We start from the raw sequence: 20,310 nt of genomic DNA on the forward strand, positions 1-20,310 counted from the left end.
AGGAAGAGGACACATGATGGCTCAGCGCATCGTCATCGAGAACTGCTCGATCGCGACCGTCGACGCCCGGGACACCGAGTACGCAAACGGTTACGTCGTCATCTCCGGCAACCGCATCGAGTCGCTCGGCGCGGGCCGGGCCCCCGAGGGCCTGACGGACGTCGTACGCCGGATCGACGCCTCGGGTCACCTGGTGACCCCCGGCCTGGTCAACACCCACCACCACTTCTACCAGTGGATCACCCGGGGCCTGGCCACCGACCACAACCTCTTCGACTGGCTGGTCGCCCTCTACCCCACCTGGGCGCGCATCGACGAGCCGATGGTCCGTGCGGCCGCGGAGGGCTCCCTGGCGATGATGGCCCGCGGCGGCGTCACCACCGCCATGGACCACCACTACGTCTTCCCGAAGGGCACCGGCGACCTGTCCGGCGCGATCATCGGCGCGGCCCGTGACATGGGCGTCCGCTTCACCCTCGCCCGCGGCTCCATGGACCGCAGCGAGAAGGACGGCGGGCTGCCCCCGGACTTCGCGGTGGAGACGCTGGACGGCGCCCTGGCCGCCACCGAGGCGACCGTCGCGGAGCATCACGACGCGTCCTTCGACGCGATGACCCAGATCGCCGTCGCCCCCTGCTCGCCGTTCTCCGTCTCCACCGAACTCCTGCGCCAGGGAGCGGAGTTGGCGCGTCGGCTCGGCGTGCGGCTGCACACCCACGGCTCGGAGACGGTCGAGGAGGAGAAGTTCTGCCACGAGCTGTTCGGCATGGGCCCGACCGACTACTTCGAGTCCACCGGCTGGCTCGGCGAGGACGTGTGGATGGCGCACTGCGTCCATATGAACGACTCCGACATCGACGCGTTCGCCCGGACGAGGACCGGCGTCGCCCACTGTCCGTCCTCCAACGCCCGGCTGGCGGCCGGCATCGCCCGCGTCCCCGACATGCTGGCGGCCGGCGTACCGGTCGGCCTCGGGGTCGACGGCACGGCGTCGAACGAGTCCGGCGAACTCCACACCGAGCTGCGCAACGCCCTGCTCGTCAACCGTCTCGGGGCCCACCGGGAAGCCGCCCTGAACGCCCGTCAGGCGCTGCGCCTCGGCACGTTCGGAGGCGCCCAGGTCCTCGGCCGGGCACGGGAGATCGGCTCCCTGGAGCCCGGCAAGCTGGCCGACCTGGTGCTGTGGCGGCTGGACACCCTCGCCCACGCCTCCATCGCCGACCCGGTGACCGCCCTGGTCTTCGGCGCGGCGGCCCCGGTCACCGCCTCCTTCGTGAACGGCCGTCAGATCGTCGAGGACGGACGCCTGTTGCACGCCGACGAGGACGCGATCGCACGCTCCACCCGCAAGGAGGCGCAGCGCCTGGCGCGGATCGCCGCGCAGGGCTGACGGGTTGAAGATCTCCGGTCGAGGGGGACGGCCCTCGCCCGGAAGCCGTGACCGGGGCGCGCGTGGAAGCGCGCGCCCCGGAACGGTTCCTCCGCCGTCCACGTGGGCCAGGGCCGCCGGGACGCGGCGGACGCGACCCGTCCGAGGGGGCGGGCCAGGAGATCATCGGGGCGATCCGGGCCCCCGCCAGGCCATGAGGTTGGCGAAGAGTTCGGCCTGTTCGACGGCGTCGTCGAGGGCGTGGTGGGTGTGCGGGCGGCTCGACAGCAGCTCCGCCGGCATCGTCCGCTTGGCCACGGCCCGCAGCGGCAGTCCCGCCTTGGTCGCGTACAGGGTCTTCATGTCGAGGCAGCCGGAGTGCCCGAACGGGCTCGCGCCGGTGAAGCGGATCAGATACCAGTACAGGAACGTCCAGTCGAACGAGGCCGGGTAGGCGCACATCACCGGCTGCGCGTCCCCGCTCACCTCGCGCACCCAGCGGGTGAACTGGGCGAGCGCCAGGGCGGGTTCGATCCCCTCCACGGCCAGCCGCTCCCGGTCGAGTCCGCTCACGGCCAGCGCCTCCGGGACGAACTCGGCGCTGATCGGCCGTAGTTCACGATAGAAGGTCTGTCGGTCGGGGTCGGCCGCGGTGAACCCGTCGGCGTCCTGCCGGCCCGCGACCGCCGCGCCCAGGCTCAGCAGCGAGTAGGGTCCCGGGATCGGACCGTCGGCTTCGACGTCGACGGAGATGTAGAGACTCGGTTTCACGCGTTGTGCGGCCATGGAGCCGGATCATCGCAGGTCCGGTCCCATGGCCGCAGCGGCTTTTCTCCTGCGCGCTCAGTGCTGCCGACGCGGCTGCCTCGGCCGCCTCGTACGCAGTGCCACCGCCGCGAGCATCAGCGCCGCCACCGCGATCGACGCGGCCACCCGGAACGCCAGCTGGTAGCCCTCCGCCGTGGCGGGGACCAACTCCACCCCCTTGCCGAGGAGTTCGTCGGTGCGGCTCGCGGCCAGCGTCGACAGGACCGCGAGACCGAGCGAACCGCCCACCACCTGCGTGGTGTTGAAGAGCCCGGAGGCCAGGCCGCCGTCCTCCTCCCGTGCCGCCGACATGGCGAGCCCGGTCAGTGCGGGCATCGCGGCGGCGAAGCCGGCGGACATCAGGAGCATCGGCGGCAGGAAGTCCGCGGCGTACGAGCCGTCCGCCGGTGCGCGGCTCAGCAGTGCCATTCCGGCGGCGATCAGGACCAGACCGGCCAGCAGGACGCGGTACGGGCCGAAGTGGCCGATGGTCCGCGCGGACAGGAACAGCATCAGCAGACCGATCGCGACCGGCGCCGGCAGGAACGCCGTACCGGTCGCCAACTCGCTGTACCCGAGGACGCGTTGCACATACAGCGCGCCGATGAACTGGAAGCCGAACATCGTCGCGATCATCAGGACCTGGACGGCGTTGGCCCCGCTGAGCAGCCGGGAGCCGAACAGCCGCAGCCGCAGCAGCGGGCGCGCGGTCCTCGCCTGGCGGAGGACGAACCCCGTGAACAGCGCGGCGGCGAGCAGGGCGAGCAGCGCGGTCGTCGTGCCGTCGCGTTCGCCCGCGCCGACGATGACGTACACGGTCAGCATGAGCGCGCTCGTGACCAGGGCGGCCCCCGGGTAGTCGGCGCCCCTGCCGAGCCCGGCGCCGTTCTCGGGGGCGAGGACGCGGACGGCCGCGAACCAGGCCGCCACGCCGATCGGCAGGTTGATGAGGAAGATCCAGTGCCAGTCGAGGAGTTGGGTCAGCGCCCCGCCGAGGAACGTGCCGAGCGCGCCGCCCGCCGCGCCGACCGCGCTGAACACCGCGATGGCGCGGGCCTGTTCACGCGGCTCGGGAAACAGCGTCACCAGCATGCCCAGGACCACCGCCGAGGTCATCGCCCCGCCGACGCCCTGCACGGCCCGCGCCGCGATGAGGACCTCCTGGCCGGTGGCCACCCCGCACAGCACCGACGCCGCGGTGAACACCGCGAGGCCCGCCGTGAACATCCGCTTGCGGCCCACCAGGTCGCCGAGCCGGCCGACCAGCAGGAGCAGGCCGCCGAAGGGGATCAGATAGGCGTTGACGACCCAGGCCAGACCCGGGCCGCTGAACCCGAGGTCGCTCTGGATGGCCGGCATCGCCACCGTGACGATGTTGCCGTCCAGGATCGTCATCAGGGTTCCCGCGCACAGGACGACGAGGGCCGCCCAGCGGGAGTACGTTCGTCGCGGTGTCCGCGTCGAGGAATCGGCGATGACCGTCATGGCGGTGTGGCCTCCACAATCTCCAGGGCAACCCTTGGTGCACGACTTGTAACGGAGACCATCGTGGATAACCATGGAGAGCGGTGTAAGGAGGCACTTCGATGTCGCAGAGGAACACGGGTGTTACCTCGCAGGTCGTGAACGCGCACGCCTGCCCCGTCCGCGAGGTTCTTGACAGGGTCTCCGGGAAATGGAGCGTGCAGATCCTCGTCGCCGCCGCGCACGGACCCATCCGGTTCACCGAACTGGAGCGCAGCATCGAGGGCATCAGCCGCCGCATGCTGACCCTGACGCTGCGCAACCTGGAGCGCGACGGACTCGTCACCCGCACCGTGCATCCGACGGTGCCGCCCAAGGTGGAGTACGAACTCACCCCGGTGGCCCGTGAGTTGCACGAGACCCTGCAGCGCCTCACCGACTGGGCGGAGCGCAACAGGGTCTACATCGCCGAGGCGCGCGCGACGTACGACACCGAGCGGGAGCAGGAGTCGGCCTGATCTGACCTGACCTGACCTGACCCGACCGGGCCGCAGCGACTCGTCGATCGTCGTCACGCCTTTCTGTAACCGTTCCTGTTCACCCCGTTGACACCTCGCGTACGCGCCCCTAGTGTTCCGCAAGCTTCCGAACATGTGACGACATTTCGAACGCTTGAAAGGCGAGCGCCCTGCGCATCACTGGAATCAGCACGCCCGTGGGCCGAACGCGGTGGCGCACCCTGACGTACGTACAGGTGCACACCGGCAACAGGGTCACGCGTGTCGGCGAGACCCGGATGCCGCGCCACACCCACGCACTGACCGGTGATCGAGGGCCGCCGTCCGGTTGTTCGCCGCCCTTGTGAAGATGCGCACCCAGACCCCCGACGACCTCGGCGGGCCATGTGCGGATCCATACGGTCGCCGGGCTGATCCGCCGCGGCGCACCGCTCTCCCCGGAGCCGGTCCGTGCCGACCGCCCGGCTCGCTCCACCGCGCCTCCGAGCGACATCCGATATGCCCTCATCCTCTCAACGACGAGAAGAAACAAGGACCGTTGACTATGCGCAACCGAAGAGCCGCCCTCGCCACGCTGGCCGGAGCCGTCTCCCTAGCCCTCACGTTGTCCGCCTGCGGGCAGGACACCAAGGGCAGCTCCGAAGGCAGCTCCAACGGAAGCACCGTCGGCATCGCCATGCCGACCCAGGCCTCTGAGCGCTGGCTCACCGATGGCAAGAGTGTCGTCGACGACCTGAAGCAGAAGGGGTACGAGACCAAGCTGGTCTACGGCAAGGACGATCCGAAGACCCAGGTCTCCCAGATCGAGCAGCTGATCGAGCAGGGAGTCGACGCGCTGATCATCGCGGCCATCGACAACAAGTCGCTGAACGGCGTGCTCAAGCAGGCCGCCGCCGCGAAGATCCCGGTGATCTCCTACGACCGGCTCATCCTCGGCACCGAGAACGTCGACTACTACGTCTCCTTCGACAACGAGCAGGTCGGGCGGCTCCAAGCCCACTACATCATCGAAGAGCTCGGCCTCGATGACGGCAAGGGCCCGTTCAGCATCGAGCTGTTCGCCGGCTCCCCGGACGACAACAACACCAAGTACTTCTTCGACGGCGCGATGCACCTCCTGCAGCCGTACCTGGACAGCAAGAAGCTGGTCGTCCGGTCCGGCGAGACCGGGCTCAATGACGTCACCACCCTGCGCTGGGACGGAGGCACCGCGGAGAAGCGCATGAACGACATCCTCGCCGAGTCGTACGGGAACCGGACGGTCGACGCGGTGCTGTCGCCGTACGACGGCATCTCCCTCGGCGTCCTGTCCGCGCTCAAGGCGGACGGCTACGGCTCCGGCAGCAAGCCCCTCCCGGTCATCACCGGTCAGGACGCCGAACTGCCCTCGGTGAAGTCGATCATCGCAGGTCAGCAGGCGCAGACCGTCTACAAGGACGTCCGCCTGCTCGCCGGCGTCGCCGCGGATATGGTCGACGCCATATTCAAGGACAAGACGCCGAGGGTGAACAGCAGAAGGGCCTACAACAACGGCGCCAAGTACGTGCCCGCCTTCCTGCTGCAGCCGACGAGCGTCGACAAGAAGAACCTGGACTATGTTCTGGTCGCGGGCGGCTACTACACCGCCGACGAGCTGAAGTAGCCGCACGGCCGTCGTGCGCCCCGTCCGCCCCGTGTGCCTGTCCGCCCTGTCGAGGCAGTCCAGGCGGTAGCGGGTGCCGACGTCGCCCCGGGATCGTCTGCCGTACGTCTCCCGGGGCTCCGGCCAGGACTGCAGTTCAGGACCGCGGTTCAGCACTACAGTCCAGGACTACAGTCCGAACAGGCCGGGATCCGTAGCGAGTTCCTTGAAGTAGCCCTGGGGGTTCGCGACCATCCGGCGCTTCTCCAGGTCCAACAGGCCGCCGACCGAGGTGAGTTCGGCGGAGACGGTGCCGTCCGCCCTGCGGATGGTCTGCTGGATGCGGAACGTCTTCCCGCTGCCCCACTCGAAGACGCAGGTGACGTCGACCTCGTCCCCGGCGAGGAGTTCGCGCTTGTACTGGATGTTCGTCTCCAGGGCGACCGGGCCCACTCCCTTGCCGATCAGCCCCGCCTGGGTGATGCCGGCCGCCTGCAGTAACGCCCAGCGAGCGTGTTCCGCGTAATTGATGTACACGCTCTGGTTGAGGTGTCCCTGCACGTCGGTCTCGTATCCGCGGACGGTGACCCGGACGGAAAACGGCTCGCTCACTGTTTCCCCTTACATATCGAGAGGCATCGATCTTGGCATGCCTTCTACATGCGGCGCATGCCTTCTACACGCGGCGCGGGGAAGCCAACAGATAGCGTTTCCTGCTCCGGCGATCGGTGTGCTCGCCGACCTGCCAGCCGGCCTTCTCCAGTGTCGCCGCACAGGCGGACAGCGTCGCGTCGTCCGGCCCGTGCACGGCCACCGCCTCCGGCTGCGGGGTCGCGCGCACCCGGTAGCCGTCGGTGCCCGTCGGCCCGGCGGGAGGGTGTCCGGCCGCCTCCAGGGCCAGGGCGGCGGCCCGCACGAGATGCGTGCGCTCCCAGCCGCAGGGCCGCTCCCGGCTCCCGTCCGGGTTGGTCATCCGGCGCAGCTCCAGCAGCCCCTCCCAGGCGCTGTGGACCTCGCGGACCCGGGCGGGACCGGCCGGGGGCGGGGCCTCCTCACCGCCGACCCGCGCGGCGAACCCGCCGGTGTCCGCCGGTCGCGGGGACTCCGTCCGCGGGGATTCAGGCCGCGGGGACTCAGGTTCGGCAGCGGGATCGTCCTCCCGCATCCGATGCCCCGCCGGGGTCAGGAAGTGATCGTGCGGCGGGCGGGGGTGCCGGAAGGCCAGCCCCCGCTTCACCAGCGCCGTGAGCTGCGCCTCCGTACCCCGCAGGCGGCCCGTGACCGGGTCGGCGGCCTCGATCAGCCGCAGTTGCGCGGCGGTCGGCGGTCGGGTCACGGCGGGCCCCCTCCAAGTGCTGTCCCCGGCCTCGGAGACCGACGGAACAGCCAGTATCGCCGAGGCGTCGGACAGCTTTCCGCTAGCTTTCCGCTGTGATTGCCAACGCCCGCAGTTTCAAGCAGCGCCAGGTCCCCCGGTCCGAAGTCCTCGCCGCCGTCGGCCGGTTCCGGGACAGCCACAAGATCAAGCATGTGACCGTAGGACTCGACGAGATCGAGGACTACGAGGCCGACGTCTGGCTGGCCGACGGCGACCTGCACGTCCACGGCGACCTCGACCTGCACCAGGAGCGCGCCTACCTGCTCGTCGTGCTCGGTGACCTGGTGGTCGACGGCGGTTACGCCGACTACGACGACCCCGAGTCGTATCTGCTGGTCACGGGTGACATGAGGGCCCGCGACGTGGTGACCGCCGGCTGGCTGGAGGTCCACGGAGAGCTCCGCGCCGACCGGCTGATCGGCGACTACAACGACTGCGCCGCGTACATCGGCGGGGATGTGCACACCGGCCTCTTCTACGGCGAGGAGCACCACTTCACCGTCGGCGGCGCACTGACGGCCGCCGCGGTGATCGGCCGGCCGCGCCTGGAGATCGCGCAGCAGCCGGTCGGGCTCGAGATGGACGATCCGCGGCTTCTGGAGCACCTCGACCGCGACCTGCTGCGCGTGTACGACGACGAGGACGAGGACGGTCGCAGGGTCACCTGCGTGGACGGCATCCGGGACTTCCGCGAGGTGAAGCGCCGCGTCAAGGCCGGGCGCCCGCTCCACAGCCCCGATTAGGCCCCCATCAGGCCCCCATCAGGCCCCGAGGCTACGCCCCGGCTCCGACGTTCCACTCGGCGATCACCGGCCGCCCGTGCTCCGTGCCCAGCCTGCTCAGCGTGCCCGTCGCGAGCTGGAAGTGGGCCCCCGCCGAGGGAGCCAGCCCGAGGTACCGGGCGGTCAGCACCCGCAGGACGTGCCCGTGCGCCACGAGCACCACGTCGCCGTCGGTGTCGTCGTCGGTGTCGCCGTCGGTGGTGATCCTGGCCAGGATCCGGTCGGCCCGCGCCCCGACCTGCTCGGGCGTCTCCCCGGGATGCTCCGGCGGCCCCGGCGCGACCCCGTCGTCGAACAGGAACCAGCCGGGGCGCGTTCGCTGGATCTCGGCGGTCGTGACGCCCTCGTACGCGCCGTAGTCCCACTCGCGCAGATCGTCTTCGACGCGCGGCCGGCGCAGCCCGATGAGCTCGGCGGTCTCCCGCGCCCGCCGCAGCGGACTGACGAACGCGGCGCCGACCCGGAGCCCCCGGATCAGCGGCGCGAGCTGTTCGGCTTCCTTGCGCCCGTTCTCGGTCAGCGGGAGGTCCGTCCAGCCGGTGTGCCGCCCGGACAGCGACCACTCGGTCTCACCGTGCCGGACAAGGAGAAGATCGCCCACGTTTTTCAGCGTACGACAGGAGAGCCGACCGTTCCTGCGCTGCGGTGACCACAGGGGAGTCCCGACGGCTACCACCGATGGCTACCGCCGGTGACTACTGCCGGTACCCGCTGAGGAACCGTCCGATCCGGCCGATCGCGGTCTCCAGGTCGTCCGCGTGCGGGAGGGTGAGGATGCGGAAGTGGTCGGGGGTGGGCCAGTTGAAGCCGGTGCCCTGGACGACCTGGATCTTCTCCTGCAGCAACAGGTCCAGGACGAACTTCTCGTCGTCGTGGATCGGGTGCACCTTGGGGTCGATGCGCGGGAACGCGTAGAGCGCGCCCTTGGGTTTCACGCAGGAGACGCCCGGGATCTCGTTGAGCTTCTCCCAGGCCACCTGGCGCTGGTCGTACAGCCTGCCGCCCGGCACGGTCAGCTCGTGGATGGACTGGCGGCCGCCCAGCGCGGCCTGGATGGCGTACTGCGCGGGCGCGTTCGCGCACAGGCGCATGGAGGCCAGCATCGTGAGGCCCTCCAGGTAGTCCTTGGCGTGTTGCTTGGGACCGGTTACTACCAGCCAGCCCGAGCGGAAACCCGCTACCCGGTATGTCTTCGACAGACCGCAGAAGGTCAGCACGACCAGGTCGGGGGCGAGCGCGGCGGCCGAGTGGTGGACGGCGTCGTCGTACAGGATCTGGTCGTAGATCTCGTCGGCGAAGACCATCAGACCGTGCCGGCGGGCGAGATCGAGGATGCCCTCGACGATCTCCTTGGGGTACACCGCGCCGGTCGGGTTGTTCGGATTGATGATCACAACCGCTTTCGTGCGGTCCGTGATCTTCGACGCCATGTCGGCCAGGTCCGGATACCAGTCGGCCTGTTCGTCGCACAGGTAGTGGACCGCCTTGCCCCCGGCGAGCGTGGTGACCGCCGTCCACAGGGGGAAGTCCGGGGCCGGGATCAGGATCTCGTCGCCGTCCTCGATCAGCGCCTGGACGGCCATCGACACCAGCTCCGACACGCCGTTGCCGAGGAAGACGTCGTCCACGCTCACCTCCAGGCCCCGCTCCTGGTAGCGCTGGGCCACGGCACGGCGGGCCGAGAGGATGCCGCGCGAGTCCGTGTAACCGTGCGCCTGCGGAAGCATCCGGATCATGTCCTGGAGGATCTCCTCCGGCGCCTCGAAGCCGAACGCCGCGGGGTTGCCGGTGTTCAGGCGCAGGACGCTGTGGCCCGCCGCCTCCAGCGCGTTGGCGTGCTCGATCACCGGGCCGCGGATCTCGTAACAGACCTCGCTCAGCTTGTTCGACTGCCGGAACTCCATGCGCGCTCGCCCCTCCCGTTCGTTGTGTTGCTTGGTTTTACCAAGTTCCAGCTTGGAAAGTCCAACGACATGTCTAGACTGCGTGCCATGTCACCTCGCCGAAGCTACGACCAGTACTGTTCCGCCGCCCGCGCACTCGACACCGTCGGCGACCGCTGGACCCTGCTGATCGTCCGGGAGCTGCTCGCCGGCCCGCGCCGCTACACGGACCTGCACGCCGACCTGCCGGGGGTGAGCACGGACGTGCTCGCCTCGCGGCTGAAGGACATGGAACGGGACGGGCTGGCCACCCGACGCCGGCTGCCTCCGCCCGGCGCGGCCTACGTTTACGAACTCACCGCGCGGGGGCGGGAGTTGCTGCCGGTGCTCCAGGCGCTGGGGAAGTGGGGCGAAGCCGAGCTCGGCGAGCGGCGCCCCACCGACGCAGTCCGGGCGCACTGGTTCGCGCTGCCCCTGTTGCGTGGGCTGGAGGGCGAAGGGCTCGTCGAAGTCCGCCTGGAAGAAGGGGAGTTCCATCTCCTCGTCGGATCGGAAGGCGTTCCCGTGTACGGCGACGGACCCGCGCCCGCCGAGCCCGACGCGCGGCTGGTCCTCGACGTGGACACCTGCATGGGCGTCGCCCAGGGGAAGTTGAGCGTCCTCGACGCGGTGCGTGCCGGGCGGATCGACGTGAGCGGCGAGGGCGCACTGGCCAAGGCGCTGCGCGAGGCCTGAGACGGCGTGCCGGCGGGACGGCAGGACGGGCGGGACGGCAGGACGGATGGCAGAAGGCCCACCAGTGTGTCCTGGTGGGCCTTCTGATGGGATATCAGCCAATGCACAGCTGAGGTGTCGGCCGAGGTGGCGTCACGCGCCCGGCGGTACGTGCCTCGGGCGTCCCGTGCCGCGCGTCAGCGTGTAGCCGCCGATGCCCGCCAGCGCGGCCAGCACCGCGCCGAGGGAGGTCCACACCCAGCGGTCGGACCACCAGCCGGACGCCCAGCCGTCGTCCGGCTCGATGCTCGACAGCACGGCCGAGGCCGACGAGTCGTCCTCGGAATCCTCCGCCTGCGACGTGACGGCGATGCCCGGAACCAGCGGCTGCGCCAGCGAACCGTCGACGGCCGCGGAGCCCCCGATGTCCTTGGAGTCCACCCGCAGTTCGGCGTCGACCGGGAGCCCCAGGTCGGACGCCTTCAGGTCGAGGACCGTCAGCCGGACGTAGTACGTGCCCGGCAGCGGGTCGTCCGCCCACGGCTCCGACCAGGCGCGGACCGTGCGCAGCACACAGGCCAGTTCGACGGAGGCGGCCTGCGCTCCGGCGGTGCGCGTCTGGGCGCCGTACTGGCAGGCCTGACGGCGCCGCAGACCGTCGTACACGTCGACCTGCCAGGTCTGCGCGGTGTGGGTCTGAGGCAGCTTCACCGTCGCCTTGACGGTGGGGCGCTGGCCCGAGTCCGCCGGGAACGACCAGTACAGGTAGTCGCCCGCGGAGCCGTTCGCCGTGGCCGTCTGGCCCTGGTCGATCTCGGTCGCCGTACGGAACGACGTGCCCGCCTCGGTGGGCGCGGAGTCGTCGCCGTCGCCGGACGGGCTCGCGGACGGGGTGGAGTCGGCCGCGGCCGGTGCGACCGCCCCCGGTCCGACCGCCAGACCCAGCGCGAGCAGCGCGCCGCTCAACACACGTGAGATCCGCATCAGTTGGTCCTCCAGACCGCGATCCGCAGGCGCGACACCCAGCCCCACAGCACACCCGCGAGGAAGCCGACCAGCACCAGGACGCCGAGCAGCCACCAGCCGCGGCCGAGGCCGAAGGAGGCCACATCGCTCGCCTGGGAGGGACCGTCGACCACATCGAGGTTGAGTTCCAGCGGCATGCCAGGCGTGGTCTTCACACCGGCGGCCGCCGAGTAGGAGTTGGTCACCTGGACGCACACCGTCTCGGCGGGAGCGTCATCGTCGTCGCCCTCCGCCTTCGGGTAGCGCAGACCGGTCGAGATGACGTCGGTACGGCCGTTGCCCGCCGCCTCGCCGCGCACGATCTCGCGGCCGTGCACGGTGACGGCCCGCAGCAGCACCCCGTAGTCGGGGTTCATGGCCCGGTCCGCCGACACGCTGACCGAGGCCCGCAGTTCCTGGCCCGGCTCGACGTCGACCTTGTACCAGCGCTCCTGGCCGAACTCCTCGCGGTCGGTGTACAGACCGGACTTCAGCGTGGGCGCCGCGGCGCAGGAGGCCGCGCCCTCGGTGGCGACCGGAGTCACCACGGGGTCGGCGGCCCGGTCGACCAACTGGTTGACGCGGTCGGTGAGTTCGGCGGTGTGCTCGACCGAGGTGTAGGTGCCGCCGGTCGCCTCGGCGATACAGCTGAGCTGCTGGCGCATCTTGACGTTGGGCACCAGGCCGAGGGTGTCGATGGTCAGACCGATGCCCTTGGCCGCGATCTCACGGGCCACCTCGCACGGGTCGAGCGGAGCGCAGGTGTCCTCGCCGTCGCTGATCAGCACGATCCGCTTGGAGCCGGTGCCGCCTTCGAGGTCGTCGGCGGCCTTCAGCAGGGCGGGACCGATCGGCGTCCAGCCGGTCGGCGCCAGCGTCGCCACGGCCGTCTTCGCCTCGGTCCGGTCCAGCGGGCCGACCGGATAGAGCTGAGCGGTGTCCTTGCAGCCCGTCTTCTGGTCGTCGCCCGGGTAGTTGGCCCCCAGGGTGCGGATGCCGAGCAGGACGTTCTCCGGGGTCGCGTCGAGCACCTCGTTGAACGCCTGCTTGGCCGCGGCCATCCGCGTCCCGCCGTCCATGTCCTTGGTCCGCATCGAACCGCTGACGTCGAGGACCAAATTGACCTTGGGCGCGGTGGCGGTGGTCTCGTCGGCTACCGCCCCGGCCGGGAACGCGATCCCGGCCGTCAGCGCGGCGAGCAGAGCGCATACGCCCGCCGCCAGCCGTTGTGTTCTGATCATCGGCGGATCCTATTGATCAGAGGTGTCTCGCCACAAAACGAAGGCCGGCCCACGTACGAAACGAAGGTTTCGGCCCGCGTACCTGACGAAGGTCAGCCCGCGTCCCCGCCCAACGGGTTGGGCAGCAGCGCCCACTGGTCCCCGGGCGCCCCCGGCGACAGCCGCATCAGCGTCAGCGCCTTGGTGGGCAGCGGCTGCTCGCGCAGCGCCCCGAGGTCCGGGGTGGGCGGGACCTCCCGCAGGGCCGTCTCCAGGGCCGCTCGCAGGGCCGTACGGCTGCCGGCCGTCCCGGCGAGCGCGCCCGCCACCAGGGAGCCGAACAGCTTGCGTCGCAGCGCCGTGACGTCGTCCGTGAGGATCCGGGCGGGCAGGCCGTCGGGGAGCGCGATGCCGTGCCGGGCCAGCCGGGCCGGGCTGACGCGGATGTCGGCCAGGTCGCGGTAGACCAGCCGCAGCGGCGCGCCCGACGCCGCTAGCACGACCAGCAGGTTCTGCCCGTGCGCCTCCAACGCCACGCCCAGCTCCAGCAGTCGCAGCCCGACGGTGAGCGCCAGCCGCGCGAACTGCGCCGACCAGGCCGGGGAGCCCGGCAGTTCGGTGCCGGCGAGGGCGGCCACCGGGACGACCCGCTCGCCCGGTCCGCCGTAGACGGCGGGCGACTCGCGCAACACGGCGGCCAGATCGGGGGAGTCGGCGGTCGCCGCGCCCAGTGTCCGGGTCATGTGCAGCAGGCCGTAGGCGTGCGGCGTCAACGTCTCCGCGAACTCCGACAGGGCCGCGGACGCGACGATGGAACCGACCGAGATGTCCCGCACCGAGGACGTCAGCCGGGTGCTCAACGCCGTCTTGACATGCGGACCGTCGGTGAGGGCCAGCGTGCGCAGCGACATCAGCGGATGCGCCGTGGCCCCCTCCTCGCAGGAGCGCTTGAGCACGTGCGCCGCCTGCCACGGATGCACCGGGATCACCAGCCGCGCCCCGTCCCGCAGCTGCGCCGGCCACTCGCCCGACACCAGGCACTCGTCGGCCGGCACCGGCAGCAGACCCAGCCGCACCGACGGCCGGTGCTCGGGCCCGTAGGCCAACTGCTCGGCCACCGTGAAGCCGGGCCGCGAACGGCAGCTGGGGTGGTACGGATGCCCGTCGACGACCCGCTGCTCCCACTCCCAGTCGTGCGCCGGCCAATCCCGCGGGTCCTTCAGCGAAGTGTCGTGGGGATCCTGCCCGGCCCGCGACAGCGCCAACGAGGCGACGCTGTGGCCGAGTTCGACGGCGAGATCCGCGCCGTGCGGCACCGCCAGATCCGTCATCAACCGTGCCGGATCGTCGTAGGCCACCTCGTCCAGCCGAACCTCCGTCACATAGGCGGCGGTCGCGTACGGGTCCGCGCGCGGGCCGTGCAGACGGCGGCCGTCGCCCAGTGTGAGCAGGCTCTCGCCCTCGGGTTGCGCCCGGTGCGCGATCCAGGGCAGCGGTTCATGGACGAGGGCCCGCCACAGCCGGGTCAGCACGGCTGCCCTGGCCCCCGGCAACGCGGCCGCGAACCGGGGACCGAGAGCGGGGCGTACGGCGGCCAGTTCTCCGGCCAGCTCGGACTCGGCGCTTGAGGGACGGTGCACGGGTGGGCTCCTGGGGTACGGGTACGACGTCACGGAGGGGCGGTGACGACGGCGATACTGATCGTCTCCGCTCAGAAGAACCGTAGGGAACCAGGGAACCAGTGGATCACGTGGACCTCATCCCCCCGCCCGCCGAAGCCGCGGCCCCCGCCGAGGCCGACGCCTACGCGGCCGCGCCGCTGCTCAACTGCCTGCTCCGCGAGATCGGCGAAGAGCTGCCCCGACGGCCCGGAGCCGACGGGCGGCTCGTGTACCGGCTGCCCGGCAGCGGCCGTCTGCTGCGCGTGCGCGGCGCCCGGCGGCCGGCCGAGCCCGAGGTGGAGGCGGCGGGCGCCTGGTGCCGGCTCGGCCACGAGGAACTCGTCGAACTGGTTGCCGAGGAACTGCGCCGGCACACCGGACTGTCCAACCACGAACTGCCCGCCGAGATGATCGACAGCAGGGACGCGGTGGCCGCGCTGCTCACCGCACGCGCGCGTGCCACCCCGCCCGCCGACCCCTACCTGCGCTCCGAGCAGTGCCTGATCACCGGCCACCCCCACCACCCCGCCCCCAAGGCGCGCGGCGGCGGCCCGCACGCCGGCTGGCTGCCCTACGCCCCGGAGGCGTACGCCCGCTTCCCGCTCGTCGTGCTGGGCGTGCGCGAGGACAGCGTCGTCGAGGAGGGCGACACCTCCGCGCTGGACGCCCTCGGCGCGGCCCCGCCCGGCTACCGGCTGCTGCCCGCCCACCCCTGGCAGCTCGACCTCGTGGACCTCACCCGGGCCTTCGCCGACGGCCGTCTGGTCCGGCTCGGCACGACCGACTTCGACGCCTGGCCCACGGCCGCCGTGCGCACGCTGTACGCGCCCGAGCGGGACCTGTGCCTGAAGTTCAGCCTCGACGTCCGCATCACCAACGACATCCGCCGGCTGTGGCGGCACGACCTGCTGGGACTGCGCCGCACCGACGCGGCGGCGGCCCGCGCCTTCGAGGCGATCGACGGCCCGGCGGCCTGGCTGAGCGACCGCGGCTACCGCACCGCCGACTTCGCCTTCGAGGAACTCGCCGTCCTCGTTCGCGACGGTCTCGACGGCCATCTGCTGCCCGGTGCGACCCCGCTGCTCGCCGCGGGCCTCGTGGAGGGCTTCGAGGGCAGCCCGCTGGCCGCCGCGCCGGACCCGGCGGCCTGGTGGGAGGCGTACCTGGCCGTCGTCGTCCCGCCGGCGCTGGCGGCCTTCGCCGACCACGGCGTCGTCCTGGAGGCGCATCTGCAGAACACCCTGGTCGCCGTCGACGCCGAGGGCACCCCCGTGCAGGCCCTGTTCCGGGACGCCGAGGGCGTGAAACTGCTCGCGGACGTGGAGCGGCCGGCCGGCTGGGAGCGGCTGGTGTACTGCCTGGTCGTGAACCATCTGTGGGAAGTCGCCGCGGCCCTCGCCGAGCGGCGCCCCGGTCTCGACCCCTGGCCCGCCGTACGCCGCGAACTGGCCCGCCACGACCTTCCCGAGGCCGCCGCCCTGCTCACCGCGCCCACCCTGCCCGGCAAGACCAACCTGCTGCTGCGCTGGACGGGCGCGGACGGCGCCGACGCCCGCTACCTGCCGCTGCCGAACCCGCTGGTCGGCACATGATCTGAACTACGCTGGCCGATGTGCTGCGCGATGTGACTGCTGTTCGATACGTGAACCCGCTGAGGTCCGGCGGCTCCGTCCCCGGAGTCGTCGAGGCCGACGACCTGGGCACCTACGTCGTGAAGTTCACCGGCTCCGCGCAGGGCCGCAAGGCGCTGGTCGCCGAGGTGATCGTCGGCGAGCTGGCGCGCGCCCTCGGGCTGCGCTTCCCCGAACTGGTCCTGGTGCACTTCGACCCGGCGATCGCCGACGGCGAGCCCCACCAGGAGGTGCGGGAACTGCACGGCGCCAGCGCGGGCCTCAACCTCGGCATGGACCATCTGCCGGGCGCGCAGGACTTCACCCCGGAGATCGCGAAGTCCTTCCCCGTGGACCCGCTGGAGGCCGGCCGGATCGTCTGGCTCGACGCGCTGACCGTCAACGTCGACCGCACGGTCCACAGCTCCAACCTGATGATCTGGCCCACCCTCGGGATCGCGCCCCCGCGGCTGTGGCTCATCGACCACGGCGCGGCCCTCGTCTTCCACCACCGCTGGGACGGCGCCGACCCCGAGAAGGCGTACGACTTCCGCCACCACGCCCTCGGCCACTACGCCCCGGACGTCCGGGCCGCCGACGCCGAGCTGGCCCCCCGGGTGACCGAGGAGCTGCTGCGCGCGATCGTGGCGGAGGTGCCGGACGCGTGGCTCACGGACGAGGAGGGGCTCGGCGCCCCGGACGTCGTCCGAGAGGCGTACGTGGAGTACCTCCACGCGCGCGTGAGCGCCTCCGCGGCCTGGCTGCCCACCGACTTCCCCACCCGGGAGGAACTCGCCGCCGAGGAGGCCCTCAGGGCGGCGAGGACTCAGCAGGGCCGGCCGAAGTGGCTGAAGCAGGTCCCCGACCTGCACGGCAAACCGGCGGCGGAACAGGATTGGTCGGTGCATCTCGGATGACCCAGATCGTGCAGATCGAGTACTGCACCCAGTGCCGTTGGCTGCCCCGCGCGGCCTGGCTGGCGCAGGAGCTGCTCACCACCTTCGAGACCGAGCTGACCGAGCTGTCGCTCAAGCCCGGCACCGGAGGCGTCTTCGTCGTCCGCGTGAACGACGAGGTGGTGTGGGACCGCCGCGAGCAGGGCTTCCCGGAGCCGACGGCGGTGAAGAGGCTCGTACGCGACCGAGTGGCCCCGGGGAAGTCCCTGGGCCACTCGGACAAGCCTGCGCAGGACGGCGTCAGCCCCTGAGCCTCAGCTCTGGAGTCCCGCCCCCGAGCCTCAGCCCTTGAGCTGCTCGTACGCGGGCAGGGTGAGGAAGTCCGCGTAGTCCTCGTCGAGGGAGACCGTCAGCAGCAGGTCGTGGGCCTGCTGCCAGTGGCCGGACGCGAAGGCCTCCGCGCCGATCTCCGCGCGGATCGCGGCCAGTTCCTCGGCGGCGACCTTCCGGGCCAGCTCGGGCGTGGCCTTCTCGCCGTTCTCGAACTCGACGCCCGCGTTGATCCACTGCCAGATCTGCGAACGGGAGATCTCCGCGGTGGCCGCGTCCTCCATGAGGTTGAAGATGGCGACCGCGCCCAGGCCGCGCAGCCAGGCCTCGATGTAACGGATGCCCACCTGGACGGCGTTGACCAGACCCGGGTACGTCGGCACGGCCTTCAGCGAGTCGACGGCGATCAGGTCGGCCGCCTCGACGTGGACGTCCTCGCGCAGCCGGTCCTTCTGGTTCGGCTTGTCGCCGAGGACCTTGTCGAAGGACTCCATGGCGATCGGGACCAGGTCGGGGTGGGCGACCCAGGAGCCGTCGAAGCCGTCGCCCGCCTCACGGTCCTTGTCCGCGCGCACCTTCTCGAAGGCGACCTTGTTGACCTCCGCGTCCCGGCGGGAGGGGATGAAGGCCGCCATGCCGCCGATGGCGTGCGCGCCGCGCTTGTGGCAGGTGCGGACCAGGAGTTCGGTGTACGCCCGCATGAACGGGGCGGTCATCGTCACCAGGTTGCGGTCCGGCAGGACGAACCTGGCGCCGCCGTCACGGAAGTTCTTGACGATGGAGAACAGGTAGTCCCAACGGCCCGCGTTCAACCCCGAGGCGTGGTCGCGCAGTTCGTAGAGGATCTCCTCCATCTCGTACGCGGCCGTGATCGTCTCGATGAGCACGGTGGCGCGGACCGTGCCCTGCGGGATGCCGACGTAGGTCTGCGCGAAGACGAAGACCTCGTTCCAGAGCCGGGCCTCCAGGTGCGACTCCGTCTTCGGCAGGTAGAAGTACGGGCCCTTGCCGAGGTCGAGCAGGCGCCGGGCGTTGTGGAAGAAGTACAGGCCGAAGTCGACGAGGGCGCCGGGGACCTGGGTGCCGTCGGGGGCGACCAGGTGACGCTCGTTCAGATGCCAGCCGCGCGGGCGCATGACGACCGTGGCGAGCTCGCCGGCGTCCTTCAGCGCGTACGACTTCCCGGACCCCGGGTCGGTGAAGTCGATGTTCCGGGTGTAGGCGTCCGCCAGGTTGAGCTGCCCCAGGACGACGTTCTCCCAGGTCGGCGCCGAGGCGTCCTCGAAGTCCGCGAGCCAGACCTTGGCGCCCGAGTTGAGGGCGTTGATCGTCATCTTGCGGTCGGTCGGGCCGGTGATCTCGACCCGGCGGTCGTCCAGGGCCGCGGGGGAGGGGGCCACCTTCCAGGAGTCGTCCGCGCGGATCGCGGCGGTCTCCGGGAGGAAGTCGAGCGTGGAGGTGCGGGCGATCTCGGCGCGGCGCTCCGCCCGGCGGGCGAGGAGCTCGTCACGGCGCGGGGTGAACCGCCGGTGCAGCTCGGCCACGAAGGCGAGCGCCGCCTCGGTGAGGACCTCCTCCTGCCGCGGCAGGGGCTCGGCGTCGACGATGGCCAGCGGGGACGGCGCTGGTGCGGACATGAGCGGTCACTTCCTTCAGCGAGCGTGGCACCGGGTGCCCTTCTGATCAATGGATACTAGTTTCCTCATCGTGGAAGTTCAATGGTTTGTTGACGTCAAGATTCCTGCGGGCCCGCGCTGGAACCACTGGATCCTGTGGGTCCTTTGGATCCAGTGGGTCCAGTGGGTCCAGTGGGTCCAGTGGGTCCAGTGGGTCCAGTGGGACAGGTGGGACCGGTGAGGCGGCCAAGATCCTCGGGGGTGTCGATGTCGTACGGCTCGGCCACGTCCCCGCACTCCACGAGCGTGACGGTCGCCGCGTGCTCCTTGAGGTAGGCGCGCGCACCCCGGTCCCCGCTCGCGCTCGCCGCGACGCCCGCCCAGTGGGCCGACCCGAACAGCACGGGATGGCCGCGCAGACCGTCGTAGGCCGCCGCCGCGAGCGAGTGTTCGTCCTCGAACGCGGCGAGCACCCGGGCCACGGCCCGCGGGCCGATGCCCGGCTGGTCGACGAGCGAGACCAGCGCGGCCCGCGCTCCCGACCCGGCGAGCGAGCCGAGGCCGACGCGCAGCGAGGCGCCCATGCCCTGCTCCCACTCCGCGTTCTCCACGACCACGCACCCCGCCAGCCGCGCCCGCTCCCGTACGGCGTCGGCGGCGGCCCCCAGCACCACGTGCACGCGCGTGCAGCCCGCCGCCCGCAGCACCCCCACCGCGTGCTCCACGAGCGGCCGCCCCCGGTGTTCGAGCAGCGCCTTGGGCCGCCCGCCGAGCCGCCGGCCCCCGCCCGCCGCGAGGAGCAGGCCGACGACCGAGCCTTCGGCGTCCTCGGCGTCCTCGGCGTCCTCGGGTTCCTCGGCATCCTCGGGTTCCTCGGTGGCGACGGCGGCCCGGTCCTCGTATTGCGTCATGCGTCCTGCATACCCGACCCGGGGCTGAATTTCCGTCCGCGCAGTGGCGGATCCGGCATCGGGTGGCGTTAACTGACCCGCGCGTCCTTCGGTGCCCGACCAGCGCCACGGGGACGCGGGGTGGGAACACGCGCGCGTACTCGCACGCGCGCGGGTGCGTGCCAGGGGGGAGCCGTGTTGCGAAGCTTGGGGCAGAGGGCGCAGAGGGCAGTGACCGGCAGCGACGAGGATCCGAGGGTGGCGGAGCTGAGGACCGCGGTGTCCCGGCTGCGCCGCGAACTCGCCGCGCACCCGGCCGAGTTCCCGGACCGGGTCGTCGCCGAGGACGAACTCGCCGCGCTCGCCGCGATGGCCGCGCACGGCATCCCGGAGATTCCCCGGTTACGCCGGTCGCTGTTGCTGATCGCGGGGGCGATCGGCTCCATGAGCGCCCTGTCCCGCGGACTGTCGGAAGTGCGCAGCGCGGTGGAGCTGTTCGGCGAGTCACCGCGCCGCTGAGTCGTGGGGCGGTGACTCGCCGACAGT

Annotated in this window: 19 protein-coding genes and 1 pseudogene; 9 read left to right on the top strand and 11 right to left on the bottom strand. The window is 71.3% G+C overall.

Going from position 1 to position 20,310, the window contains the following annotated elements; all coding sequences use genetic code 11:
- The first annotated feature begins 16 nt into the window (after positions 1-16).
- Entirely contained in the window at positions 17-1,390 is a 1,374-nt protein-coding gene (locus tag ACWD4O_RS02345) for an 8-oxoguanine deaminase (RefSeq protein WP_451276741.1), read from the top strand.
- A gap of 162 nt (positions 1,391-1,552) precedes the next feature.
- Here the strand turns inward: ACWD4O_RS02345 and ACWD4O_RS02350 are convergent, their stop codons facing one another.
- Positions 1,553-2,155, bottom strand: coding sequence for a 3'-5' exonuclease (locus ACWD4O_RS02350; protein WP_451276584.1), 603 nt, complete (start codon positions 2,153-2,155; stop codon positions 1,553-1,555).
- 57 nt (positions 2,156-2,212) lie between these two features.
- On the bottom strand, positions 2,213-3,661 hold the full coding sequence (locus ACWD4O_RS02355; protein WP_451276586.1) for an MFS transporter: 1,449 nt from the start codon (positions 3,659-3,661) through the stop codon (positions 2,213-2,215).
- 101 nt (positions 3,662-3,762) lie between these two features.
- On the opposite strand from ACWD4O_RS02355, the gene ACWD4O_RS02360 reads away from it, so the two are divergent.
- Positions 3,763-4,158 (top strand): winged helix-turn-helix transcriptional regulator, encoded by a 396-nt coding sequence (locus tag ACWD4O_RS02360; RefSeq protein ID WP_451276588.1) that lies wholly within the window; start codon positions 3,763-3,765, stop codon positions 4,156-4,158.
- A 544-nt stretch (positions 4,159-4,702) separates the two neighbouring features.
- A complete protein-coding gene (gene chvE, locus ACWD4O_RS02365) occupies positions 4,703-5,800 on the top strand; it encodes a multiple monosaccharide ABC transporter substrate-binding protein (protein ID WP_451276590.1) in 1,098 nt (365 codons plus the stop codon).
- A gap of 168 nt (positions 5,801-5,968) precedes the next feature.
- Here chvE and ACWD4O_RS02370 read toward each other — a convergent pair whose 3' ends face one another.
- On the bottom strand, positions 5,969-6,391 hold the full coding sequence (locus ACWD4O_RS02370; protein ID WP_351905460.1) for an acyl-CoA thioesterase: 423 nt from the start codon (positions 6,389-6,391) through the stop codon (positions 5,969-5,971).
- Between the two features lie 64 nt (positions 6,392-6,455).
- Positions 6,456-7,115: a hypothetical protein gene (locus ACWD4O_RS02375; protein ID WP_451276593.1), complete on the bottom strand. Its 660-nt coding sequence runs from the start codon at positions 7,113-7,115 to the stop codon at positions 6,456-6,458.
- A 95-nt stretch (positions 7,116-7,210) separates the two neighbouring features.
- Here ACWD4O_RS02375 and ACWD4O_RS02380 point away from each other — a divergent pair, with 95 nt between their 5' ends.
- A complete protein-coding gene (locus tag ACWD4O_RS02380) occupies positions 7,211-7,900 on the top strand; it encodes a hypothetical protein (protein WP_451276595.1) in 690 nt (229 codons plus the stop codon).
- Between the two features lie 31 nt (positions 7,901-7,931).
- Here the strand turns inward: ACWD4O_RS02380 and ACWD4O_RS02385 are convergent, their stop codons facing one another.
- Both ACWD4O_RS02385 and ACWD4O_RS02390 read right to left on the bottom strand, forming a co-directional pair.
- Positions 7,932-8,540, bottom strand: a complete 609-nt coding sequence (locus ACWD4O_RS02385; RefSeq protein ID WP_451276597.1) for a histidine phosphatase family protein — start codon at positions 8,538-8,540, stop codon at positions 7,932-7,934.
- A gap of 94 nt (positions 8,541-8,634) precedes the next feature.
- Positions 8,635-9,843 carry a pyridoxal phosphate-dependent aminotransferase gene (locus ACWD4O_RS02390; protein WP_451276599.1) on the bottom strand — a complete coding sequence of 403 codons (1,209 nt, stop codon included), beginning with the start codon at positions 9,841-9,843 and terminating at the stop codon, positions 8,635-8,637.
- 87 nt (positions 9,844-9,930) lie between these two features.
- On the opposite strand from ACWD4O_RS02390, the gene ACWD4O_RS02395 reads away from it, so the two are divergent.
- Entirely contained in the window at positions 9,931-10,557 is a 627-nt protein-coding gene (locus ACWD4O_RS02395; protein WP_451276601.1) for a winged helix-turn-helix transcriptional regulator, read from the top strand.
- A gap of 132 nt (positions 10,558-10,689) precedes the next feature.
- Here ACWD4O_RS02395 and ACWD4O_RS02400 read toward each other — a convergent pair whose 3' ends face one another.
- The 3 genes from ACWD4O_RS02400 to ACWD4O_RS02410 form a co-directional block, all read right to left on the bottom strand.
- Positions 10,690-11,520 carry a hypothetical protein gene (locus ACWD4O_RS02400; RefSeq protein WP_451276603.1) on the bottom strand — a complete coding sequence of 277 codons (831 nt, stop codon included), beginning with the start codon at positions 11,518-11,520 and terminating at the stop codon, positions 10,690-10,692.
- Positions 11,520-12,782 carry a VWA domain-containing protein gene (locus ACWD4O_RS02405; protein ID WP_451276605.1) on the bottom strand — a complete coding sequence of 421 codons (1,263 nt, stop codon included), beginning with the start codon at positions 12,780-12,782 and terminating at the stop codon, positions 11,520-11,522. Before ACWD4O_RS02405 ends, ACWD4O_RS02400 begins: the two co-directional genes overlap by 1 nt.
- Positions 12,783-12,874: 92 nt before the next feature.
- Complete coding sequence (locus tag ACWD4O_RS02410; protein ID WP_451276607.1) at positions 12,875-14,401, bottom strand: IucA/IucC family protein; 1,527 nt, start codon at positions 14,399-14,401, stop codon at positions 12,875-12,877.
- A 110-nt stretch (positions 14,402-14,511) separates the two neighbouring features.
- Here ACWD4O_RS02410 and ACWD4O_RS02415 point away from each other — a divergent pair, with 110 nt between their 5' ends.
- The 3 genes from ACWD4O_RS02415 to ACWD4O_RS02425 are packed head-to-tail and all read left to right on the top strand — an operon-like array spanning position 14,512 to position 17,239.
- Positions 14,512-16,014: an IucA/IucC family protein gene (locus tag ACWD4O_RS02415; protein ID WP_451276609.1), complete on the top strand. Its 1,503-nt coding sequence runs from the start codon at positions 14,512-14,514 to the stop codon at positions 16,012-16,014.
- A gap of 20 nt (positions 16,015-16,034) precedes the next feature.
- Complete coding sequence (locus ACWD4O_RS02420; RefSeq protein WP_451276611.1) at positions 16,035-16,949, top strand: HipA family kinase; 915 nt, start codon at positions 16,035-16,037, stop codon at positions 16,947-16,949.
- Positions 16,946-17,239 (top strand): SelT/SelW/SelH family protein, encoded by a 294-nt coding sequence (locus ACWD4O_RS02425; protein ID WP_451276613.1) that lies wholly within the window; start codon positions 16,946-16,948, stop codon positions 17,237-17,239. Before ACWD4O_RS02420 ends, ACWD4O_RS02425 begins: the two co-directional genes overlap by 4 nt.
- A gap of 30 nt (positions 17,240-17,269) precedes the next feature.
- Here ACWD4O_RS02425 and aceB read toward each other — a convergent pair whose 3' ends face one another.
- Entirely contained in the window at positions 17,270-18,895 is a 1,626-nt protein-coding gene (gene aceB, locus ACWD4O_RS02430; protein WP_451276615.1) for a malate synthase A, read from the bottom strand.
- A 218-nt stretch (positions 18,896-19,113) separates the two neighbouring features.
- A pseudogene (locus tag ACWD4O_RS02435) lies at positions 19,114-19,677 on the bottom strand (nucleotidyltransferase family protein); the annotation flags it as partial.
- 318 nt (positions 19,678-19,995) lie between these two features.
- Between ACWD4O_RS02435 and ACWD4O_RS02440 the strand changes: the two are divergent.
- Positions 19,996-20,283, top strand: a complete 288-nt coding sequence (locus tag ACWD4O_RS02440; RefSeq protein WP_450946953.1) for a DUF5955 family protein — start codon at positions 19,996-19,998, stop codon at positions 20,281-20,283.
- Positions 20,284-20,310 lie beyond the last annotated feature (27 nt).

This window comes from Streptomyces sp. NPDC002623, assembly GCF_053592635.1.

Excerpts from the sequence above, each read along its gene's own strand:
- ACWD4O_RS02345 (WP_451276741.1), top strand. The coding sequence starts at position 17 with ATGGCTCAGCGCATCGTCATCGAGAACTGCTCGATCGCGACCGTCGAC.
- ACWD4O_RS02350 (WP_451276584.1), bottom strand. The coding sequence starts at position 2,155 with ATGGCCGCACAACGCGTGAAACCGAGTCTCTACATCTCCGTCGACGTC.
- ACWD4O_RS02355 (WP_451276586.1), bottom strand. The coding sequence starts at position 3,661 with ATGACGGTCATCGCCGATTCCTCGACGCGGACACCGCGACGAACGTAC.
- ACWD4O_RS02360 (WP_451276588.1), top strand. The coding sequence starts at position 3,763 with ATGTCGCAGAGGAACACGGGTGTTACCTCGCAGGTCGTGAACGCGCAC.
- chvE (WP_451276590.1), top strand. The coding sequence starts at position 4,703 with ATGCGCAACCGAAGAGCCGCCCTCGCCACGCTGGCCGGAGCCGTCTCC.
- ACWD4O_RS02390 (WP_451276599.1), bottom strand. The coding sequence starts at position 9,843 with ATGGAGTTCCGGCAGTCGAACAAGCTGAGCGAGGTCTGTTACGAGATC.
- ACWD4O_RS02395 (WP_451276601.1), top strand. The coding sequence starts at position 9,931 with ATGTCACCTCGCCGAAGCTACGACCAGTACTGTTCCGCCGCCCGCGCA.
- ACWD4O_RS02400 (WP_451276603.1), bottom strand. The coding sequence starts at position 11,520 with ATGCGGATCTCACGTGTGTTGAGCGGCGCGCTGCTCGCGCTGGGTCTG.
- ACWD4O_RS02405 (WP_451276605.1), bottom strand. The coding sequence starts at position 12,782 with ATGATCAGAACACAACGGCTGGCGGCGGGCGTATGCGCTCTGCTCGCC.
- ACWD4O_RS02425 (WP_451276613.1), top strand. The coding sequence starts at position 16,946 with ATGACCCAGATCGTGCAGATCGAGTACTGCACCCAGTGCCGTTGGCTG.
- aceB (WP_451276615.1), bottom strand. The coding sequence starts at position 18,895 with ATGTCCGCACCAGCGCCGTCCCCGCTGGCCATCGTCGACGCCGAGCCC.